Source organism: Mesorhizobium sp. M7A.F.Ce.TU.012.03.2.1 (assembly GCF_004006095.1).
Lineage (GTDB): Bacteria > Pseudomonadota > Alphaproteobacteria > Rhizobiales > Rhizobiaceae > Mesorhizobium.
The window spans coordinates 6364869-6385655 of sequence record NZ_CP034779.1; the positions used below are offsets into that span (position 1 = coordinate 6364869).

The window sequence follows — 20787 nt, forward strand, 5'->3', positions numbered from 1 at the left end:
TGTTGCCGGGAGTTCCCTCATGCCAACCGATGACTGGTCCCTGCCCGAACGCTTTATTTTTTCGGGTCACCCGATCGCATGGGGAACGATCGGCGACGGGCCGCCGGCGGTCTTGCTTCATGGTACCCCGTTCTCGTCGGTGGAATGGCGGCGGATTGCAGCTTGGCTCGGGCAACGGCGCCGGATCTACTATTTCGACATGCTCGGCTACGGGCAATCCGCCAAGCCCGACGCGGACGTGTCGCGCGGCTTTCAAAACGAGTTGTTCGCGGCGCTCTACGCTCACTGGGAGCTGGAGTGGCCCGACATCGTGGCGCATGACTTCGGCGGCTCCGTCGCGTTGCGCGGCCACCTGCTCAACGGGCTCGATTATCGCTCTCTGGTGCTGATTGATCCGGTCGCGATCAGCCCTCAGGGATCGCCCTTGGTTCAAGCGGCAAAAGAACACGAGAAAGCGTTTGCCGGTCTGCCGGCCTATATCCATGAAGCCATGCTTCGCGCCTATATCGGCGGCTCTGTCGCGAACGCGTTGCGCGCGGACGAAATGCAGCTCTATCTGCAGCCATGGCTTGGAGACGAGGGACAGAAGGCTTTTTGGCGTCAGATCGCACAGATGGACGACAAGTACAGTCGAGAGGTCGAGTGGCGGTACGACGAGATACGTTGCCCTGTGACGATCCTGTGGGGTGAAGACGACGAGTGGATTCCGCTCGACGACGGGCGAGAACTGGCGCGCCGCATCCCCGGTGCGCCGTTCATCACAGTTCCAAATGCCAAACATCTCGTTCAGGAAGACGCGCCGGAGGCAATAATCTCGACTGTGCTCGACTTCTGGAACGACCAGCATCCTTCGGCCGCCGCGAAACCCCTGCTACAGCAACTCTAGAATGTGTTTCCAGGCCCTGGTTCCCAGCCTCGAATCAGCCTCGTCACTGCCGCCATGCTCATGCGACACCGAGCGCGGCGTGGTTTCCCCCGGCAAGAGAATACGGTGCCCCGCATCCGGCAATGAAACGAGGTGGGTGACCTTGCCGGCTTTGCCGCGCCGCCGGACAATCTCTTCCGCGAACCATAGGGAGGGCCACAGCGCATCGTCGCCACCCGCGACAAGCACAATCTCGGCCGATATCTTTTCCACGGGAATGGTCGCGGCATTCGCCTCCCGCTTGAAGGTTTTCATGCTGCGTTCGAATAACCCGCTGTAAGACACCAGACCATCCACCTGCTTGGGTGCCCAATCCGGATCTGTCGGCACGAATGGCAGGGGAATACCGTCGAGCGACCATGAGGATCGTTCAGGCCAGCTGAAGCCATCCCGGCCCGCGCCGATATTTCCCCAAACCACCGATGACGGGCTGATCGCGACCACAGCGTTGACACGCTGATCATGGACCGCTGCGCACAATGCGGCCTCGGCACCCTTGGATGTGCCGACATAGACGATGCGGTGGCATCCCGTTCCAATGAGATAGTCGGTCGCCGCAAAGAAGGTTTCGAGGGGAATTTCGCATATTCCAGGAGGCTGTCCCTCACCGCCAAACCATCGCAGGGCAAGGGCCGACGAACCCTGGTTTGCAAAGAGCCGTGCGCGCCCGACATCGATGCGGCCACTCGACCCACCCAACACCACGACACCGGTGGTGGCCTGCGGGCATCGAAACAAGGTTCCGGCGACGGCGCCGGACAGGTCTTCCTCGATTGCCGCCTGGACTTCCATATAAGCACCGTACCTTGGGCCGGAGCCTGGCGCCGGCTGCAGATATTCAGCAAAAAGGCCGCCTGCAGCAAGCGGCTGCAGGCGGCCTTCGATAGCGAAACCTACTTGGCGTTCGGGTTCGGCATCCAGGCCGGCATCGCGACATCGGCATGGGCGAACTGCGGCAGCTTGGCCGACAGGTCCTCCATGTTCTTGATGTCCTTGTCGATGAGGTCCTTTTGGGTGATCAGCGTCGGCGGCACGACGACGTTGTGGCCGGGATCTTCACCGGCCAGCAGCTGCGCCAGCGCACGCACCGAGACCTGGCCGACGACAGCCGGATTGGTCGCGGCGGTCGCGGCCCAGGCGCTGTCGGGCTCACGCATCGCAGCGATATCGGACGTCGAAATGTCGGCCGAATAGATCTTGATGCCCTTGTTCAAGCCCGCTTCGTCGACGGCGATCTTCACGCCCTTGGCGAATTCGTCATAGGGAGCGAACATCACCTTGATGTCGGGATGCGCCGTCAGCACCGAACGCGCCTGGTTGGCGACGGAGTTGGCGATCGGATTGTCGAGCGTGCCGAACATCGCGACTTCCTTGATGCCGGCATACTTCTTCTTCACGTCGACCCAGGTCTCGTTGCGGCGGTCGAGCGGCGCGATGCCGGCGACATAGACATAGCCGGCATTCCAGCTCTCGCCATTGTCCTTGACAGCCTGCTCGAGCGCGAGGCGCGCCAGGTCGCGGTCGGACTGTTCGATCTGCGGGATCTTGGGATTTTCGACATTGACGTCGAAGGCCACCACCTTGATGCCGGCGTCGACCGCACGCTGTGCGGCGTCCTTCATCGATTCCGTCAGGCCGTGCTGGATGATGATGCCCTGCACGCCGAGCGCGATGGCCTGATCGACCATGTCGGACTGAAGGGCAGCATCCTGGCGGCTGTCGAGGACACGCAGGTCGATGCCGAGCGCCTTCGACTGCGCCTCGACGCCCGACAGATAGGCCTGGAAGAAGTCGCCGGTCGAGAGATAACGCACCAGCGCGATCTTCACGCCGGGCTTGTCGAAAGGCGCCGGCTTGTCCGCGGCAAAAGCCGGGACCTGCATCAGCATGGTTGCGCCGGCCAATCCGAGCGCCACCTTCCCCAGAAGTCTTTTTGTAATGCTCACTTTGTTTTCCTCCACTCTTGTTGAACCCAAATCCTGTTCCGGTCGAAAGCTACCTCCTGCCCCTGCCCGAAAGCGCAAAGGTGAAGACAAGGGCGACGACCAGAACCACGCCCTTGACGAAATCCTGCGTATAGTAAGGCGCGTTCATCATCGTCAGGCCTTGCAGCAAGATGCCGACGAACAGCGCACCGATGGCAGTGCCGAAGGCGTTCGGCTTGGCGGCACCTAGCACCGCGTAGCCGATCAGTGCCGCGGCGACCGCATCGAGCAGCAGATTATTACCCGAGGCGATGTCGCCGCGTCCAAGCCGGGCAGCGAGCAAAATACCGCCGATCGAGGCAAAAACTCCTGAAATAACGTAGGCCCAGATCTTGTATGCCTTGACAGGCGCACCGGCGAGTTCGGCGGCGCGCTCATTGCTGCCGACGGCATACATCATGCGACCGAAGCGGGTGTATTCGAGGAAGAACCAGATCAGCACGGCGAGCACGAGCAGCACGACTACCGACACCGGAATCAGGTTCGGGATGAAGAAGTCGAAGCGGTGGCGGCCGAGCGCCAGGAAGGCGTCGGAGAATTTGCCGTTGGCGACCGAACCGTCCGGCATGGTCATGCCGGTGGCGATCGAGCGGCCTTCGGTTGGAATGCGCTGCAGGCCGACGAGCAGGAACATCATGCCGAGCGTCGCCAGCAGATCGGGCACGCGCATGTAGACGATCAGCCAGCCATTGATCAGGCCGACAATTGCGCCGATGAGCAGGCAGACGACGACCGCGACAAGGGCGTTCTGCTCCAGCACCACCATCACATAGGCCGCCGCCATCATGGCTGACGTGGCGACGGAGCCGATCGAGAGATCGAAGCCGCCGACGACCAGCGTGGCGGTGACGCCGAGCGCCAGCACGCCGGTGATGGCGACTGACTGGAAGATGAAAACGGCACTTTGCGGCGAAACGAAACCGTCGGCAGCGATCGAGAAATAGGCGACGAGCCCGAACAAGAGCACGATGAACCCGTAGCGGATGGCGTGGTCGCGCAATGTCATCCGGCGCTCCCGCGCGCTGCTGCCGTCTTTACCCAACCCGAACCCATGCTCTCTCCATTCCAATTCCTATAGCCCGCGCTCAGGCCGCACTGTGCAGCGGCCCGCCGGCGACCTCGGCCAGCAGGCGGTCGAGATCGACATCGGCATTGCGGTGTTCGCCGACGATGGTCTGTTCCGACATGACCAGGATGCGATCGGCGGTTTCCAGGGCCTCGTCGAGTTCGGTGACGAACAAAAGCGTGGCGCGTCCGTTTGCACTCGCCCTGAGCTTGGCGGCAATGTCGCGCCGGGCCGAGATATCGACGCCCTGAAACGGCTCATCCAGGATGAACAGCCTTGCATCCTGCGCCATCCAGCGGGCGACCATCACCTTCTGCTGGTTGCCGCCGGACAGCTCCGACATCTCGTCCTTCTCGGAACGGCAGACGATGCTCAGTTCCTCGATCTGCCGGCGTGCCGTGGTGCGTTCGAGGCGGCGCCTCAGGATGCCGAAGCGCGACATGCGCTTGTGAAACGGCAGGCTGATATTTTCCTGGATGTTGAAGCCTTGGACGATGCCATTCTCGCCGCGGTCCTTGGCGACCAGGAACACGCCGGCAGCGATCGCTTCGCCGGCTGTTTCAGGTGCATAAGGCCTGCCGTTCAGCGTCATGGTGCCGGCGAGCGGCCGGCGCACACCAAACAGCGTCTCGGCAAGCGCCGTCTTGCCGACGCCGACGAGGCCGGTGATGGCAACGACCTCGCCGTCGCCGAGCGTCAGCGAGATCGGCCGGGCGCCCGGCGCAATGCGTAGACCCTCGATCGTCACGACTGCCTTGGCCGAATTCCTGACGACGATCTGGTCGAGATGGATCTTGCGGCCGAGCATGGCGTTGACCGCGCCTTCATAGTCGAGCGGTTTCTTGTCGAAAATGCCTGAGATGATCCCGTCACGCATCGAGACGATGCGGTCGGCAAGCCGCCTGATGTCCGACATGCGATGCGAGATGTAGAGGATCGCCACGCCCTGCTCGCGCAGCCTGTCGATCAGCGCGAACAGCCGGTCGGCCTCGGCGCTGGACAGCGACGAGGTCGGCTCGTCGAGGATCAGCACTTTCGGCTTGTGCGCCAGCGCGCGGGCAATCGCCACCATCTGGCGATCGGCCAGCGACAGATCGCTCACCCGCGCCTTCAAATCGATGGCCAGCCCCATGCGGTCGGCAACCGCCTTGGCCTCCCGCCGCACGCGCATTGGGTTGAATAGGGTCGGCGCGCCGCTGCCGCTCAGCCGGTCGAGGGTCAGGTTGGTGGCGACGTCGAGGTCGGCGACGACACCGTCGTTGATATTCTGGTGCACGGTGACGACGCCGGCGCGGATCGCTTCGGCCGGGGTTTTCGGTGCGAAATCCTGGTCGGCGAGCGCCATCGTGCCGCCGCCGCGTTCGTAGACACCGGAGATGATCTTGACGAGGGTGGATTTGCCGGCACCGTTGGCGCCCATCAGCACGGTGACTTCGCCGGCATGCAATTCGACCGAGACGCCGCCTAGCACCTCGTTATGGCCAAAGGATTTCCTCAGTCCCTCTACGCGGAACACGGCATTACCGAACATGCGTTCCTCCCTGACATGACGCTATGGGCTGCATCGGCAATTGTCAACACGATTGACAATTGCCAGATCGCTTCCTAGCTTGGCCCAGCCGCCTCGCCTCCGTTATGTTCGGAGCGCATAAGCGGGAGGATGACGATGACTGAAAAATTGCCGTTCGAAGCACTATCGGTCGAAACCCTGGCTGCACGCCTTGGCGGCAACGAGGCGCTATGCGCGAAGATCGGCAAGGACACTGGCGCCTGGAAGGTCCGCGAGGTCGGCGACGGCAATCTCAACCTGGTGTTCATCGTCGAGGGCGCCAGCGGTGCAGCCGTGGTCAAGCAAGCCCTGCCCTATGTTCGCCTGGTCGGCGACAGCTGGCCGCTGCCGTTGAAGCGCTCCTTCTTCGAATATCATGCACTGACCAGGCAAGAGGCACGCGCGCCAGGCTCGGTGCCGGCGATCCATTATTTCGATGAAGGCCAGGCGCTGATCATCATGGAATATCTTGCGCCGCCGCACATCATCCTGCGCCGCGCCCTGATCGACGGCCGCCAGCTGCCGAACATTGCCCGGGACATCGGCCTGTTCATGGCCCGGACGCTGTTTCGCGGCTCCGACCTGCACATGGCCGCCAAGGACCGCAAGGCCGATCTGGCGCTGTTCGCCGACAATGTCGAGCTCTGCGACATCACCGAGAGCCTGGTGTTTTCCGACCCCTATTTCGACGCCAAGATGAACCGGCACACCTCGCCGCAGCTCGACGGCCTGGTCGCCGAACTGCGCACCGACCGCGACCTCAAGGTCGAGGCGCAGCGGCTGAAGCACATCTTCGCCGCCAATGCCGAAACGCTGCTGCATGGCGATCTGCATTCCGGATCGATCATGGTCACCGACAGCGAAACCCGGATGATCGATCCGGAGTTCGCCTTCTACGGCCCGATGGCTTTCGACGTCGGCATGCTGCTTGCCAATTTCTGGATGTCGTTCTTCTCGCAGCGCGGCCACGAACAGGAGGGAAAGCGCGACGCCATGCGCGCCTATCTGCTCGGGGTGACGACCGAGACCTGGGCGGTGTTCCGCGCCGAGTTCTCGCATCTATGGCGCACCGAGCGCACCGGCATGCTCTATCAGAAGAGCCTGTTCGAGGATCAGGGCGACAGGCTCGGCGCCGAGCAGGCGCTCGACCATGTGCTGCACCAGATGTGGACCGACCTGCTCGGCTTTGCCGGCATCGAGGTTCATCGGCGTATCCTCGGCCTCGCCCACAATGCCGATTTCGAGACCATTGCCGACGAGGATCTGCGCGCCAGTTGTGAAGCAAAGGCGCTGAAATTCGGCCGCCACCTCGCCGTCAACCGGCGCCAGATCCACAGCATCGACGAGGTCAACCAACTGGCCTCGCTGATCGAACAGGAGAGCAGCATTTGAACGTCGGCGACCGCCACTATCGCACCATCTGGCTGAGCGACGACGGCCGTTCGGTCGATATCATCGACCAGCGCTGGCTGCCGCATGATTTCCGCATCGAAACGATCGTCACGGTCGACGCCATCGCCACCGCCATCCGCGACATGTGGGTACGCGGCGCGCCGCTGATCGGCGTCACCGCTGCCTACGGCGTCGCCATGCAGATGGCTGACGATCCGTCGGATGCAGCGCTCGATGCCGTGTGGGAGACCCTGCACGAGACGCGGCCAACCGCGATCAATCTGCGCTGGGCGCTGGACGAGATGCGGCGCTTCCTGCGGCCTTTGCCTCCCGAACAACGCCCGGCAGCCGCCTATCGGCGGGCCAGTGAGATCGCCGACGAGGATGTCGGCCTCAACCGCGCCATCGGCGAGAACGGTCTTGCCATCATCAAGGCGATCGCGGCGCGCAAGCAGAAGGGCGAACCCGTCAACATCCTGACCCACTGCAATGCCGGCTGGCTGGCCACGGTCGACTACGGCACCGCCACGGCGCCGATCTACCTGGCCACAGAAGCCGGCATTCCGGTCCATGTCTATGTCGATGAAACGCGGCCGCGTAACCAGGGCGCACAGCTCACCGCCTGGGAGATGGCCGGGCACGGCGTGCCGCACACACTGATCGTCGACAATGCCGGCGGCCATCTGATGCAGCGCGGCGCAATCGACATGGTCATCGTCGGCACCGACCGCACAACGGCCGACGGCGATGTCTGCAACAAGATCGGCACCTATCTGAAGGCGCTCGCCGCCGCCGACAATGATGTGCCGTTCTATGTCGCACTGCCGTCGCCGACCATCGACTGGACCGTGCATGACGGACTGGCCGAGATCCCGATCGAGCAGCGCTCGGCCGACGAGGTCTCGCTGGTCTGGGGCAAGACCGCCGCCGGCGAGATTGCCCAGGTGCGCATTTCGCCGGAGACGACGCCTGCGGCCAACCCGGCCTTCGATGTGACGCCGGCGCGGCTGGTCACCGGCTTGATCACCGAGCGCGGCGTTGCCAAGGCATCGCGCGAGGGATTGAAGGCGATGTTCCCCGAGCGGGCGTAGCCCACGTCCCTAGTACAGAGGCTCGGCCATATGCTTCGGTGTCGGCCATGTCTCGGTAATGCCCGGCTGCACCGGCCGCTCCAGATAGGTCGATAAAACCACATAGCTGCGCGTCGAGGTGACCCCCGGCGTTTCGTACAGGCGCGCCAAAAGGCCTTCGAGTGCTCTGGTGTCTTCCGTGCGGACCTTCAGCAGCATGCAGGTATCACCGGCGACCGTATGGATCTCCTCGACTTCGGGATATTGGGAGACCGCCATCAGTTCCGGCGTCTTTCCCCAGCCCCTGGTGTCGATATGGACAAAGGCAAGCAAAGGCTTTTTCACCGCCCGGGGATCGATGATGGCGACTGTGTTGCGGATGGCGCCGCTGCGACGGAGCCGTTTGACCCGCTCATGCGCTGCGGGTGGCGACAAGCCGACGCGATCGCCGAGTTCGGCGTAGCTGATCGTGGCGTCATCGACCAGGACACCTAATATTCTTCGGTCTATCGCGTCGAGATCGCGGGCCGCGGGCCTGTTCTGCAGAATGCCATCTGTTTCTTCATCCATGGCGAAATTCCTGGTTCTCCGCTGAATAGAATACGGCCATTATGCTGATATGTCGAACATTGATCAAGTTGCGCCATTGACTGCCCGAGCCCCGATCCCGGCGCTTGCCTATCTGCTGACGGGCTGCATCGCCGTCATCGGCTCGAACTCGCTAGTGCTGGGTCCGATTGCACCGGCTGTCGCCTCGTCGTTCGGCACCAGCGTGCCGGCCGTGATGATTGCGGCGGCAGCGTTCGGCCTTGGCACCTCCGCAAGCGCCCTGTTCCTGGCCCGCTACATCGACCGGCTCGGCGCCCGCCGGATGCTGCAGGGGGCTTTGTTGCTGCTGGCACTGGCGCTGGTTGCGAGTGCCGCTGCACCCACGGTGATCATGCTGGTCGCGGCACAGTTACTCGCCGGCATCGCTGCCGGCATCGCCATGCCCGCGATCTATGCCAGCGCCGCGGCCATCGCCCCACCGGGCAGGGAGAGCGGCACGATCGGCGTCGTGCTGACCGGATGGACGCTCAGCATGGTGGCCGGCGTTTCGCTTTCGGCCGTGCTTGCCGATCTTGTGCATTGGCGCGCCGTTTTCGCAGCGGTCGCGGTGCTTGCGGCCCTTGCATGGATGGGGCTGACAGTGACGTCGCTCAGCGACATCAGGAAGGCCGGACCGGCGCCCGCCCCGCTGGAAGCGCTCGGCATTCCCGGAATCCTGCCGCTGCTGGTCGCGTGCGCGGCCTTCATGACTTCATTCTACGGCGTCTATGGCTATCTCGGCGACCATCTTCATGTCGGGCTTGGACAGCCGGTGAGCGCCAATGGCCTGGCAGCACTTGCCTACGGCATAGGCTTCGGGACGGCTGCTCTGCTCGACGGCGTCATCGACAGACTGGGTGCGCGGCGCGTCATGCCGTTTGCCTATCTTCTGGTCGCCGTCGTCTATGTCGCGATGGCCGCGACGAGCGGCAGTTTCGGGCTGACCTTGACCATGGTGGCAATCTGGGGACTGGCCAATCATTTCGGCCTGAATGTCCTGGTAATGCGCCTGTCTGCGCTCGATCCGTCGCGGCGCGGCACGATCATGGGCCTGAACAGTGCGGTGACTTACCTCGCGGTCTTCGTCGGCACCACCAGCTTCGGGCCGCTCTACTCCAGCTTTGGTTTTGCCACTTGCGCAACGGTCGCAGCATCGCTGATGCTGATCGCCGCATCGGCGGCGGCATGGCGCTAGTCGACAGAACGGGATTGGCTATCCGTCTTCCAGAGCAGTCGCTTCAGGTTTCAAATTCGCCCGTCACCCTTTACGGGCGCTGGCGCCGCCCCTCACCTGCCTGCCGGCATCCTCTCCCCGTATAGTGACGGGGAGAGGGGTTCTCTCATCGGCGATTTCGCCAATCGCCAGCGTCGCAAGAAGGGCGCCGAGGTTGCGGCCAGCCTCTTTCTCCCCGTCACTATACGGGGAGAAATGCCCGGCAGGGCAATGAGGGGCGGCGCCGACTCGGCAATTGGTGGTCTCCGCCACAAGTCGGAACCTCTCATTGGTTCTGGAGCGATTGCCCTGATAGGTCTCCCCGGTTGACAGCAGCGCCCTGCCCTTTCATACAAAGCCGTTAATGTTCTCAGGGCGGGGTGAAAGTCCCCACCGGCGGTAAAGGTTTCGACCCAAGCCCGCGAGCGCTTTCCGGTTTCGGAAAGGTCAGCAGATCCGGTGTGATTCCGGAGCCGACGGTTAGAGTCCGGATGGAAGAGAACGAAACGGAAGCCGGCCCGCTCTTCGCGGGCTTAATCCGTATCGTGCGTCCTGATTCTGGTTCGAAACGGAAGGATGGACCCATGAATCAGCATTCCCATAAAGACTACGAAAAGACTCGCATCGCCGTTATCCGCGCGCGCTGGCATGCCGACATCGTCGACCAGTGCGTGCAGGCCTTCGAAGCGGCACTGGCTGACATCGGAGGCGAGCGCTTCACCGTTGACGTCTTCGACGTGCCGGGCGCCTATGAAATCCCCCTGCATGCCAAGACCCTGGCCGGGACCGGCCGCTATGCCGCGATCCTCGGCGCCGCCTTCGTCGTCAATGGCGGCATCTACCGGCATGAGTTTGTCGCCAGTGCTGTCATCGACGGCATGATGAACGTGCAGCTGTCGACCGGCGTGCCGGTGCTTTCGGCGGTTCTCACCCCGCACAACTACCACGACAGCGCCGAGCACCACCGCTTCTTCTTCGAGCACTTCACGGTCAAGGGCAAGGAAGCGGCGAACGCCTGCGTGCAACTCCTGGCGGCGCGGGAGTTGATCGCGGCTTAAGTCACCAAAACGGCCGGATTTCAGCCCTGCAACAAGAATTGCGATCGAGAAGAGTTCTGAAGGTTGCGGTTCCGTTGAAATCCCGCCAGAAGCATCAAGGGCCGACCGGCAACCGGCCGGCCCGCGACGTTGCGCTTGAAACCAGATACGGGAGACTATTGGGTGGCTCGCATAACACTGAGACAATTGCTCGACCACGCCGCCGAATACGGCTACGGCGTGCCCGCTTTCAACATGAACAATATGGAACAGGGCCTCGCCATCATGGAGGCCGCCGAGGAGACCAAGTCGCCGGTCATCCTGCAGGCCAGCCGCGGCGCCCGCGCCTATGCCAATGACGTGGTGCTGGCCAAGCTGATCGACGCGCTGGTCGAAATCCATCCCGACATTCCGGTCTGCATGCATCTCGACCATGGCAACAACGAAGCCACCTGCGTCACCGCTATCCAGTACGGCTTCACCTCGGTCATGATGGACGGGTCGCTGAAGGAAGACGGCAAGACGCCGGCCGACTACGCCTACAATTCCGGCATCACCAAGCGCGTCGTCGACATGGCGCATTGGGGCGGCGTGTCCGTCGAAGGCGAGATCGGCGTGCTCGGCTCGCTGGAGAGCGGCGGCGGCGAGCAGGAAGACGGCCACGGCGTCGAAGGCGCCATCAGCCACGACCAGCTTTTGACCGATCCGGAACAGGCGGTCGAGTTCGTCAAGGACACCCATGTCGATGCGCTGGCGGTTGCCATGGGCACCAGCCATGGCGCCTACAAATTCTCGCGCAAGCCCGACGGCGCGGTGCTGGCCATGAACGTCATTGAGGAGATCCACCGCCGGCTGCCGAACATGCATCTGGTCATGCACGGCTCGTCCTCGGTGCCCGAGGACCTGCAGGAGATCATCAACAAATATGGCGGCCAGATGAAGCCGACCTGGGGCGTGCCGGTCGAGGAAATCCAGCGCGGCATCAAGCACGGCGTGCGCAAGATCAACATCGACACCGACAACCGCATGGCGCTGACAGGCGCCATCCGCAAGGTGCTGACCGAGAACCCGAGCGAGTTCGATCCGCGCAAATATTTGACACCGGCCATGGCCGCCATGCGCAAGCTCTGCAAGGAGCGCTTCGAACAGTTCGGCACCGCCGGCAATGCGCAGAAGATCAAGCCGCTGCCGGTCGCCGAAATGGCCAAGCGCTATAAGTCGGGCAGCCTCGACCCGAAGTTCGGCTGAGCTCCAGCCATTTATCCCAGAGCTGCCAGAAGCATCCTGGCAGCTCTGGCTCTGGCGACGGCTGTTTTACTCCGGAGTCTCGGCCTCGGCGCGAACCAGCTTGATATCGGCGCCGGCCGCCCATGAGCCGATATCTTCCCGACGCAATGCCGCCGCCATCATGTCTGGAAACAGATCCGGCGTGCAGGCAAAGACCGGAATGCCGAGGGCGGCCACCGAGCCTGCCATCTTCGGGTCATAACCCGGCCTGCCCTGGTCGGTCAGCGCCAGGAGCACCACGACGTTGACGCCGGAGCGAACGAGTGCAGCAAGCCGCTGCAGCAATTCCTGCCCGTTGCCGCCCTCATAAAGGTCGGTGATCAGCACCATATGTGACTTGGTCGGCCGTTCGATGCGGTCTGCGCAATAGGCCACGGCCTGGTTGATGTCGGTGCCGCCGCCCAGCTGCACGCCGAACAGGACTTCGACAGGATCGCTGAGCTCCTCGGTCAGATCGACGATGGCCGTGTCGAAGCAGACAAGCTTGGTCCGCACGACCGGCAGGGAAGCCATCACCGCGGCGAAGATGGAGGCGTAGATCACCGAGCTTGCCATCGAGCCCGACTGGTCGACGCACAGCACCACCTCATCCAGGTCGACCAGCCTTCGCTGTTTGCGCATGAAGCCGACCAGCTTCTCCGGCACGATGGTTTTGTGCTCGGGCTGGTAATGGCGAAGGTTGGCTGAGATCGTACGCGGCCAGTCGATGTCGCGCTGACGTGGGCGGTTGGTGCGCTGCGACCGGTCGACCGCGCCGCGGATCGCCTCGGCTGTCTTCTGCTCCAGCCGCTGCATCAGCTTGGCGACGATATCGGCGATGATCGTACGCGCAATGTCCTTGGTCTTGGCCGGCATGACCGAGCGCAGCGAAATCAGGTCGGCGACGAGATTGACGTCGGCCTCGATCGCCTTGAGGAATTCCGGCTCCATCAGCATCTGCTTCAGGTTGAGCCGTTCGAAGGCATCCTTCTGGACGATCTGGACGACCTGTGCGGGAAAGAACGATCTGATATCGCCCATCCACTGTGCCACCCTTGGCGCCGAGCGGCCGAGGCCGCCGCGCCGCTTGCGCGGATCGGCAGCCGCATCGCCGGCACCATCGCCGTAAAGCGCATCGAGCGCCGCGGAAAGCCGCTTGTCGGTGTCGGACAGCGCTGACGAGGTTTCCTCATCGGCACCGATCGCCAGGCGCCAGCGGCGCTCCCGTCCGTCGCCGGCCTGGATTGGCTCGCTCATTTCAGCCTCGTCATCCATTGCCGCTCCCGCCCGTCAGCAAGGGTCCGAGCCGTTCAAGATGGCGGCGCCACGCTTCGCCGCCATCCGGAGTCGGCGTCAGTCCGGCAGGCAGGCGTGCGGCGCGGCCGAGCACCGCTTCGATCAACCGCCGCCGCTCCATCGAGTCCAGATGCGAAAAGACCCGGCGCAGCAACGGCAGATGCGCAATGAAGGCGTCTTCGTCGAGGGATGCGAGCCAGGCATCCACCGCACCGCGCAGGCCCTCGTCGTAGATCAGCCGTTGGCCGGCAGTGCTGAAGAAACCCTCGAAGAACCCTGCAGCCTCGGTGACCGGCGTTCCTGGAGACAGACGTCGTGCGATCAGACCGGTTGCCGCGTCGGCTGACAGATGGCCGGCTTCGTAGAGCAGATGCGCGGCACAGCCTGCCACCAGCGCCGTCGAGCGCGATCCATCGAGGACCGCAGCCAGCCCATTGCGCCAGGCGTCCAGCACGTCCTGTTCAGGCTCGACCAGACTGATCGCTTCGTCGGCCTTGCGCATGGCGCCGACCAGCGTCGTGGACGCCTGGGCATCGAGGTCGCGGGCGGCATAGGCGAGCGCGATCCCGCCTTCGACGATCAGCCGCTCCAGCAGACCGGACAGACGGGCGGTTTCCGTCTTGCGAGCCTCGCCATAGCGGATGATGTCGGCGAGCGGCGGCACCGATGTCAGGATTTCCAAGCATTCGCTGCTGCGGGCTGCCCGGTCCTCCAAGGCCGCGAGACCGGCGATCGACGCTTCCGACAGGTTTGCCGTGATGGCGCCCTGGACCAGTGCGGCCATCGCATCAAGAGACGTTGCCGCGCCGATCATCTGGATCAGCCGGCCATTGGCCGCCTTTTCGATGGTTGGTCCGTAGACCAGGTTCTCCACCAGTCGAACGGCATATTCAGGTTCCCACGACAGCGTCCAACGCTCGCGAAAGGTGCCGCGGCTACGGCCGCTGTCGGTGAGTTTGCCCCAATGCACGCCAAGCACGGACAGCCGGTGCAGCAAGGTCGACCGAAACAGCCCGCTCTCGCTGCGCAGATCGACCGATAATTCGCGCTCCAGCGCCTCGGGCTTCAGCCGCGCCGCCTTCTGGTTGCGCTGCAGGTCCTCGATCAGCGGCGCCAGCGGAGTATCGGGCGGAATTTCACCGACATCGGCGCCCAGCAGCAATTCGGCTTCGACCAGCGCCCACAGCAGCGCTTCCCCGTTGAACAGGGCGGCGATCGCGGCGTCACGCAATTCCTCGAAACCGGGCTTTGGCCGCTCACGGATCACAGCCAGCGTGCGGGCCAGCCGTTCGGCTTCGATCAGCGAGGCGGTCGAGACCATGTGCCCCTTCGCCCTCAGGACCGCCGCGATCTTCGCCAGCCACAGGACCGAGGAGTCGCCTTGCCCGCGCGTCTGCCACAGATGCTTGCACCAGCCGGGCGCGACAACGCCGGCGCCATAACCGAAGCCCAGCGCCAGGCGCGGCCCCGTCCATGGCGCCCAGGTCATCATGCTCTTGCGGCGGGCGAGCCCCTTGAGTAGCGCCTGGTCTTCCTTCAGCGGCCGCGTCGCCTGCAGTGCCGGCACATGGAAAGCACCGCAAACGATAGCGATCGGCCCATCGAATTCCTTTCGCGCGGCGGCGATCTCAAGCCGCATATGCGCTTCGCGTTTCGCCTCAAACGCCGCAAGCGGACCTTCGCCGTCCCGCAGCGTCGTCATCGCGTCGGCTATTGCCGCGAAGATTGGACCCGGCTGCGGGTTCTGCTCGATGATATCAGACCACCAGCTTTCGCCATCTTCATAGCCGGCAGCTTGTGCCAGCGTTCCGATCGGGTCCCGCAGATGCGGCGCCAAGTCAGCCTCGACGTTGGCTTCCGTTCCATCGCTCTCGGTTTCCCCCACGGCCTCAATCGGCGCAGTGCGGGCTGACGACGGCAAATCGATGAAGCGCACTGCTGCGTTGTTGGCGACGGCCCAGAGCGTCGCCTGGTACTCCGGCGAGAATTCGGCGAAGGGCCAGAAGCTTGTCGAGGCCGGATCGTCTTCGGGATAGCAGAGCAGCGCCACCGGCGGCTGCATTTCGGGGCGGGCGAGCAACGGCAACAGCGGGCTGGCGTCGGCCGGTCCTTCGATCAGCACGGCGACCGGTTTCAACTCCTGCAACGCCTGCACCAGGCTGTCGGCGGAGCCGGGCCCGTGATGGCGTATGCCGAAATAGGAAACGTCGCTGAGCGCCATGGCGTCAGATTGCCGCGTTCAAGGCCGCGTAGTAGCCGGCATAGTCTGGCCGCTTCTTGAGCACGGTTTCCAGATATTCTTCCAGCACCAGTTTGTCCTGCACCGGATCCTTGACGATCGCGCCGACGAGGCTGGCGGCAAGGCCTTCGGCGCCGAGCTTGCCGCTGTCGAACCAGGCCGCCTGGCTGAGGCCGCCGACCATTGTGGCAATGGCTTCGGCCGTGGACAGCGAACCGGACGGCGTCTTCAACGTCACCTTGCCGTCGGCTGTAGCGCCGGAGCGCAACTCGCGAAAAATGGTCAGCACGCGCGCGATCTCCTCGCCGACATTCTTCGGCACCGGCAGGTCGAGACCGCCGGCCATCTCTCCGACCCGCTTGGAGACGATTGCCACTTCCTCCGCCATGTCTTCGGGCAAGGGCAGTACGACGACATTGAAGCGGCGCTTCAACGCCGAGGACAGCTCGTTGACGCCCTTGTCGCGGTTGTTGGCGGTGGCGATGATGTTGAAGCCGCGCTGCGCGTAGATCGAGGTGTTCAGTTCCGGGATCGGCATCATCTTTTCGGACAGCACGGTGATCAGCGTGTCCTGCACATCGGAGCCCATGCGCGTCAGCTCCTCGAGGCGGCAAAGCTTGCCGTCCTGCATGGCGCGGTAGAGCGGCGTCGGCACCAGCGCGTCCTGGCTCGGGCCCTTTGCCAGAAGCTGCGCGTAGTTCCAGCCATAGCGGATCTGGTTCTCGTCGGTGCCGGCCGTGCACTGCACGATCAGGGTCGAATCGCCCATGATGGCGGCGGCGAGATGTTCCGACACCCAGGATTTGGCCGTGCCGGGGACACCCAGCAGCAACAGCGCGCGATCGGTGGCGAGCGTCGCGACCGCGGTTTCCATCAGCCGGCGCCGGCCGACATATTTGGGCGTTATCACTGTCCCGTTGTCAGCCTTTCCGCCGAGCAGGTAGGTCAACACGGCCTTGGGCGACAGGCTCCAGCCGGCGGGCCTTTGCCGGTCATCGTTGCGCGAGAGCGCCTGCAATTCGGCGGCATAGGCCTGCTCGACCGGAAGACGGATGGCTGCGTTCATTTGCTGTTCTCCGGATTGATCATATGTTGGTTCGATGCTCGGCCAGTGACGCGTTGAGCCGCAGAAGACCGAGAGACGGCGCCGCCGGCGCCATACCGGCCGCAACAACGTCTCCGATCAATTTCTCCGCCGTCGCCGCCGTGGCGAGAAAGCCCATAGTTTCCAGAAGCTGGTCGACGCCTCGCTTCACAGCGTCATCGTTTCCTGCAACAGCGGAGCGAAGCGCCGGGAGCATCTGGCCGTTTGTCAGGTCGGCCCATTCCAGCCAGCTTGCTTCGAGGCCCTCGGCCAGATTGAGCGCGCCGAGATGTTGCGTGTCTTTCAGGATCGACCTGACCAGGACACGCTTCCTGCGGCTGTCCAGACGCGCCATGAGGTGGAGGACGAAGAGTGTGGGCTTGCCACCTTCGGCGACAAGCGTATCCGCCATGTGCGTCACCGCGGCGTCGCTGCCCGACGCGGCGACCATTCGGGCAACAAGGATATCGGCATTGCTCTCGGCGCCGAATTGCCACGCCCCGATAAACTCGGATTCGGTGGTGCCGAAGCGCGTGGCGAGGTCGACCAGGTTACAGGTCTCGAACAGTTCGGCGCGACGTCTTTCCTGCGCCGGCGATTTGAGTTTTGCCGGCGTGTAGGTGGTGCGGCGGCGGATGAAGCCGGATTTGCCTTCAGCGATGAAGGCAGCGAGTTCGGCCGTCGGAGCTTCCGGCCCGCCATCGCCTGGCGAGCCGTGCTCTCCCAATCTTGCCAGCAACCGGCCAGCGAGTTCGCGCAGCTTCCCGGAACGATCGGCGGAGAGGCTCTTCAGGAATGGCACGTCATCGGCGCCCAGGCCGAAGCGCAACAGGTCGACGAGTGCAATCCTGATCTCCGCCGGCTCTCCGGAGGCCTTGGTTTCGATCAGTTGCCGAGCCGAAGCCGGTGCGGTGCGGCGCATATCGGCGAGCGCGGTGCGGCGTGCGGCGGGATAGAAGTCATCCCAGTTTTCCACCGTCAGATGCTCCTGGCTTGCAGGTTTTTCGCCGTCCGCGCCTGCCTGCCAGTCGACCCAGGGTGCATAAACGTCCGGACTGCTCTGATCCGACGCGGCTGGCATCCAGTCCATCGGATGCAGCACGAAGCCGCGGCTGGCGACGAGCGTGACCACACGCGACTTGCTTCTTGTGTCGGCGGCATGCTTGAGCGCGGCTCGCAAGAGCGGCCGCAGCCGTTCCGGCAGCATCGGCAAGGCGAGTTCGGGCAATTGCGGGCGGCGTTTCAGCGTCTTCGGCGCGGCTGGCCGCAAGGCAATGTCGAGAGCTTGTGCGGCGATCGCCAGCAGCCGGCGTTCGCGCTCGTCGGGGCTGGCACCGCCGGCGATCTCCTTCCACGCGCCCGGAGCCAGGTCGAAGGTGGTCCCGCCGGTGATCCAGCAGTCGCGCATGGCCGCCAGGCCGGTCTGCTCGATCTCGTTCACGACAAGTCAAGCCTCCCGAAACCGCTTTGCGCTGCCAGCAGGTCAAGCCGGCTGCCATTCCAAAGTGCTGCCGTTGCCATAAGGTCCAGCCCAAGCAGCGTTGGATTGACGGTGTCGGCAATCGGCAAGGCGATACCATGCGGATCGTCGGCGGCTTGCCACCAGGCAGCGCCCCGATCGTCCAGCAGGATCGCGCCGGGCGGCAGCATGACAGGACAATCGGTGAGCCAAGGGGCTGTGTTCTGGTGAGCAGCATGCGCCGCGAGCGGATCGGCTGTGCGAAAGCCGAAATCGGGCCACTCACCTGTCGAGACGTCGCCCTTGCGGTCCGCCACCAAGGCCCGCAGCGGCTGGCGTGCCGGGTAAAAGACCAGCCTGGCATCGAACCGGTCGCCCGGTGTGAAGGCGTTCGACCGGCGACCGGCCGAGGCCGGAAAATAGTCGAGCAAGAGAGCAAATTGCGGGCTCGCGCTCTTCAGGTCGAGGAGCCAGGTCGAATGGCTGACGAGACCGTCACGGCGCGACTCGATCTTCTCGCCAAGCACCTCCCAGACGCTTTCGACCTGTTTGGCATCGGGATTGGCCAGAACCTGCTCACGGCTTTCGGACGTCGATACGAGCCGCCTCAGTTCGGCGTCGCCTGGTGTCGATCGCCAGGCCTTGGCCACCAGCACGAGCTTGCCGAGTTCGCGGATCGCCGCGTCCGGGCGCTCCTCGCTGCGCAGCCCCATCAGCCGTGACGGAATCTCGTCGATGCGGCCGGCAAGCGCTGTCGCCTTCATGTCGACCAGCCGTGCCGCAATCCGGCGGCAACGATCACTGCTTTTGTCGACAAAACCGGCCAGGCCAAGCCGCAACTGGTCAGCGATCCATTGATCCAGCTCATCCAACGCCGCCGACACCGCGGATTGCGTATCCAGCGTCCGCTTGCGCTGCGCTGCCTCGCGGCGCTCGACCGCAGCGGCGTCCTCGACATCAGCGCTTTCGTCGTCGCGCGAGGCCTCGCCAATGCTCTTGCCTCCCGCACCGGGCGCTTGCGCCGCCGGCTGCGGCGAGACCTTCCTGCGGCGGCCGAGCCAATCATTCACCCATTCCGGGGTCGAGCCTGCGGCGGTAAAACTGGCCGGCGTGGTGGCTGCAATCCACATCAGCGCCAAAGTGTGCTTGCAGGGAAATTTCCGCGACGGACAGGTGCATTTGTAGCCATGGTCGCCGGTGTCGACGACCACACGGTAGGGATTGGAGCCGGAACCCTGGCATTCCCCCCAGAGGAGCCCCAGTTGATCGCTCTTTTCGAGCCGTGGCCAGTTCGATTGCCTGGTCAACCTGGACGCGGCGCTCAACGACGCCTGATCGGGCGCAAGCGCTTCGATGGTTTTCAAGTCGAATTCCAAGCCGCGCCTCTCGTCGCTCGAACGATACGGGTAGCCAGTATAGATGGCCGTCTATGACGGATTCTTGTAGCAGCAGCGGCACCGAGATCGATACAGCTGAACACAATAGTTGCGCCAGTCAATCTGATCCGTCGGCAATGCAATTGCTATTCAGCGATGTCTCCCCGAGAAATTATCTCCTGGCGAGAACAAACGCGCGATACGACCTATTGAAGCGTGCGTGCCGGCTGACCGGCGTGGTCGCGGGCGATGCCGGCTTCGGCATCCTCCACCCCAAACGCACGGTCGAGACCCGTCGCCACCACCGAGACCCTGAAGCGGCCTTCCATGCCCTTGTCGAAGATGGCGCCAACGATGATGTCGGCATCCTCGTAGACCTCTTCGCGAATGCGGGTGGCGGCCTCGTCGACCTCGAACAGGGTCATGTCCCTGCCGCCCGATATCGAGACCAGAACGCCCTTGGCGCCTTTCATCGACACTTCGTCGAGCAGCGGGTTGGCGATCGCGGCTTCGGCCGCCTTCATTGCCCGACCCTCGCCGGAGGCCTCACCGGTGCCCATCATGGCGCGGCCCATATCGCGCATCACCGATTTGACATCGGCGAAGTCGAGATTGATCAAGCCTTCCTTGACGATGAGATCGGTGATGCAGCTGACGCCGGCATAGAGCACCCGGTCGGCAATCACGAACGCATCGGCGAAGGTGGTCTTGGCATCGGCGATCCGAAACAGGTTCTGGTTCGGGATGACGATCACCGTGTCGGCGCTCTCGCGCAGCCGCTCGATGCCCTCTTCGGCCATCTGCATGCGGCGCCGGCCCTCGAAGGCGAAAGGCTTGGTGACGACGCCCACCGTCAGGATGCCGGCCTTGCGCGCCGCCTGGGCGATGATCGGAGCCGCACCGGTTCCCGTGCCGCCGCCCATGCCGGCGGTGACGAAACACATATGCGTGCCGGCCAGATGGTCCATGATCTCGTCGAGCGATTCCTCGGCCGCGGCTCGGCCGATCTCGGGAAGCGATCCGGCGCCCAATCCTTCGGTGACGTGGGCGCCAAGCTGGATCAGCCGCGTCGCCTTCGACATGGTCAGCGCCTGGGCGTCGGTGTTGGCGGCGATGAATTCAGTGCCCTGAAGCTGCTCGGCGATCATGTTGTTGACGGCATTGCCACCGCCGCCGCCAACGCCGATCACGGTGATCTTGGGTCTCATCTCGGAGATTTCGGGCTTCTTGAACTCGGCCATG

Annotated in this window: 17 protein-coding genes and 1 riboswitch; of the genes, 6 read left to right on the plus strand and 11 right to left on the minus strand. The window is 63.9% G+C overall.

What is annotated here, in order from left to right; translation table 11 throughout:
• The first annotated feature begins 19 nt into the window (after positions 1 to 19).
• On the plus strand, positions 20 to 886 hold the full coding sequence (locus EJ079_RS31580) for an alpha/beta hydrolase (RefSeq protein WP_127811067.1): 867 nt from the start codon (positions 20 to 22) through the stop codon (positions 884 to 886).
• Here the strand turns inward: EJ079_RS31580 and EJ079_RS31585 are convergent.
• The 4 genes from EJ079_RS31585 to EJ079_RS31600 all read right to left on the minus strand — a co-directional run bounded on the left by EJ079_RS31585 (position 872) and on the right by EJ079_RS31600 (position 5507).
• Entirely contained in the window at positions 872 to 1717 is an 846-nt protein-coding gene (locus EJ079_RS31585; RefSeq protein ID WP_127811068.1) for an acyl-CoA thioester hydrolase/BAAT C-terminal domain-containing protein, read from the minus strand. The two genes, EJ079_RS31580 and EJ079_RS31585, sit on opposite strands and share 15 nt — an antisense overlap.
• A gap of 101 nt (positions 1718 to 1818) precedes the next feature.
• Positions 1819 to 2871: a substrate-binding domain-containing protein gene (locus EJ079_RS31590; RefSeq protein WP_127811069.1), complete on the minus strand. Its 1053-nt coding sequence runs from the start codon at positions 2869 to 2871 to the stop codon at positions 1819 to 1821.
• Positions 2872 to 2920: 49 nt separating this feature from the next.
• A complete protein-coding gene (locus tag EJ079_RS31595; protein WP_023808756.1) occupies positions 2921 to 3916 on the minus strand; it encodes an ABC transporter permease in 996 nt (331 codons plus the stop codon).
• Between the two features lie 79 nt (positions 3917 to 3995).
• The gene (locus EJ079_RS31600) at positions 3996 to 5507 is read right to left on the minus strand and encodes a sugar ABC transporter ATP-binding protein (protein WP_127811070.1); all 1512 of its coding nucleotides are present in this window, start codon (positions 5505 to 5507) and stop codon (positions 3996 to 3998) included.
• A gap of 135 nt (positions 5508 to 5642) precedes the next feature.
• On the opposite strand from EJ079_RS31600, the gene mtnK reads away from it, so the two are divergent.
• Together mtnK and mtnA are read left to right on the plus strand one after the other, a co-directional pair.
• Positions 5643 to 6917, plus strand: coding sequence for an S-methyl-5-thioribose kinase (gene mtnK / locus EJ079_RS31605; protein WP_127811071.1), 1275 nt, complete (start codon positions 5643 to 5645; stop codon positions 6915 to 6917).
• Positions 6914 to 8008, plus strand: a complete 1095-nt coding sequence (gene mtnA / locus EJ079_RS31610) for an S-methyl-5-thioribose-1-phosphate isomerase (protein WP_127811072.1) — start codon at positions 6914 to 6916, stop codon at positions 8006 to 8008. Before mtnK ends, mtnA begins: the two co-directional genes overlap by 4 nt.
• Before the next feature lie 9 nt (positions 8009 to 8017).
• On the opposite strand, the gene EJ079_RS31615 is transcribed toward mtnA, so the two are convergent.
• Positions 8018 to 8557, minus strand: coding sequence for an Lrp/AsnC family transcriptional regulator (locus tag EJ079_RS31615; protein ID WP_127320961.1), 540 nt, complete (start codon positions 8555 to 8557; stop codon positions 8018 to 8020).
• A 49-nt stretch (positions 8558 to 8606) separates the two neighbouring features.
• Between EJ079_RS31615 and EJ079_RS31620 the strand changes: the two genes are divergently transcribed.
• The 3 genes from EJ079_RS31620 (at position 8607) to fba (ending at position 12073) form a co-directional block, all read left to right on the plus strand.
• Positions 8607 to 9770 (plus strand): MFS transporter, encoded by a 1164-nt coding sequence (locus EJ079_RS31620; RefSeq protein ID WP_127811073.1) that lies wholly within the window; start codon positions 8607 to 8609, stop codon positions 9768 to 9770.
• A gap of 380 nt (positions 9771 to 10150) precedes the next feature.
• Positions 10151 to 10295: riboswitch (FMN riboswitch) on the plus strand.
• A gap of 77 nt (positions 10296 to 10372) precedes the next feature.
• Positions 10373 to 10846, plus strand: a complete 474-nt coding sequence (locus EJ079_RS31630) for a 6,7-dimethyl-8-ribityllumazine synthase (protein WP_127811074.1) — start codon at positions 10373 to 10375, stop codon at positions 10844 to 10846.
• Positions 10847 to 11008: 162 nt separating this feature from the next.
• Positions 11009 to 12073, plus strand: coding sequence for a class II fructose-bisphosphate aldolase (gene fba, locus EJ079_RS31635; protein ID WP_013532928.1), 1065 nt, complete (start codon positions 11009 to 11011; stop codon positions 12071 to 12073).
• A 66-nt stretch (positions 12074 to 12139) separates the two neighbouring features.
• On the opposite strand, the gene EJ079_RS31640 is transcribed toward fba, so the two are convergent.
• The 6 genes from EJ079_RS31640 to ftsZ all read right to left on the minus strand — a co-directional run bounded on the left by EJ079_RS31640 (position 12140) and on the right by ftsZ (position 20786).
• Complete coding sequence (locus tag EJ079_RS31640; RefSeq protein ID WP_127811075.1) at positions 12140 to 13366, minus strand: VWA domain-containing protein; 1227 nt, start codon at positions 13364 to 13366, stop codon at positions 12140 to 12142.
• A complete protein-coding gene (locus tag EJ079_RS31645) occupies positions 13359 to 15608 on the minus strand; it encodes a DUF5682 family protein (protein WP_127811076.1) in 2250 nt (749 codons plus the stop codon). The genes EJ079_RS31640 and EJ079_RS31645 overlap by 8 nt, the downstream gene beginning before the upstream one ends.
• A gap of 4 nt (positions 15609 to 15612) precedes the next feature.
• On the minus strand, positions 15613 to 16692 hold the full coding sequence (locus EJ079_RS31650; RefSeq protein WP_127398719.1) for an AAA family ATPase: 1080 nt from the start codon (positions 16690 to 16692) through the stop codon (positions 15613 to 15615).
• A gap of 19 nt (positions 16693 to 16711) precedes the next feature.
• On the minus strand, positions 16712 to 18151 hold the full coding sequence (locus tag EJ079_RS31655; protein WP_127811077.1) for a DUF5691 domain-containing protein: 1440 nt from the start codon (positions 18149 to 18151) through the stop codon (positions 16712 to 16714).
• Positions 18148 to 19533 (minus strand): SWIM zinc finger family protein, encoded by a 1386-nt coding sequence (locus tag EJ079_RS31660; protein ID WP_245481767.1) that lies wholly within the window; start codon positions 19531 to 19533, stop codon positions 18148 to 18150. Before EJ079_RS31660 ends, EJ079_RS31655 begins: the two co-directional genes overlap by 4 nt.
• Positions 19534 to 19751: 218 nt before the next feature.
• Positions 19752 to 20786, minus strand: coding sequence for a cell division protein FtsZ (ftsZ, locus tag EJ079_RS31665; RefSeq protein ID WP_127270104.1), 1035 nt, complete (start codon positions 20784 to 20786; stop codon positions 19752 to 19754).
• Between the last annotated feature and the right edge of the window lies 1 nt (position 20787).

Excerpts from the sequence above, each read along its gene's own strand:
- EJ079_RS31595 (WP_023808756.1), bottom strand. The coding sequence starts at position 3,916 with ATGACATTGCGCGACCACGCCATCCGCTACGGGTTCATCGTGCTCTTG.
- EJ079_RS31585 (WP_127811068.1), bottom strand. The coding sequence starts at position 1,717 with ATGGAAGTCCAGGCGGCAATCGAGGAAGACCTGTCCGGCGCCGTCGCC.
- EJ079_RS31640 (WP_127811075.1), bottom strand. The coding sequence starts at position 13,366 with ATGGATGACGAGGCTGAAATGAGCGAGCCAATCCAGGCCGGCGACGGA.
- EJ079_RS31615 (WP_127320961.1), bottom strand. The coding sequence starts at position 8,557 with ATGGATGAAGAAACAGATGGCATTCTGCAGAACAGGCCCGCGGCCCGC.
- EJ079_RS31620 (WP_127811073.1), top strand. The coding sequence starts at position 8,607 with ATGTCGAACATTGATCAAGTTGCGCCATTGACTGCCCGAGCCCCGATC.
- EJ079_RS31600 (WP_127811070.1), bottom strand. The coding sequence starts at position 5,507 with ATGTTCGGTAATGCCGTGTTCCGCGTAGAGGGACTGAGGAAATCCTTT.
- mtnK (WP_127811071.1), top strand. The coding sequence starts at position 5,643 with ATGACTGAAAAATTGCCGTTCGAAGCACTATCGGTCGAAACCCTGGCT.
- ftsZ (WP_127270104.1), bottom strand. The coding sequence starts at position 20,786 with ATGGCCGAGTTCAAGAAGCCCGAAATCTCCGAGATGAGACCCAAGATC.
- EJ079_RS31580 (WP_127811067.1), top strand. The coding sequence starts at position 20 with ATGCCAACCGATGACTGGTCCCTGCCCGAACGCTTTATTTTTTCGGGT.
- EJ079_RS31630 (WP_127811074.1), top strand. The coding sequence starts at position 10,373 with ATGAATCAGCATTCCCATAAAGACTACGAAAAGACTCGCATCGCCGTT.
- EJ079_RS31650 (WP_127398719.1), bottom strand. The coding sequence starts at position 16,692 with ATGAACGCAGCCATCCGTCTTCCGGTCGAGCAGGCCTATGCCGCCGAA.
- EJ079_RS31645 (WP_127811076.1), bottom strand. The coding sequence starts at position 15,608 with ATGGCGCTCAGCGACGTTTCCTATTTCGGCATACGCCATCACGGGCCC.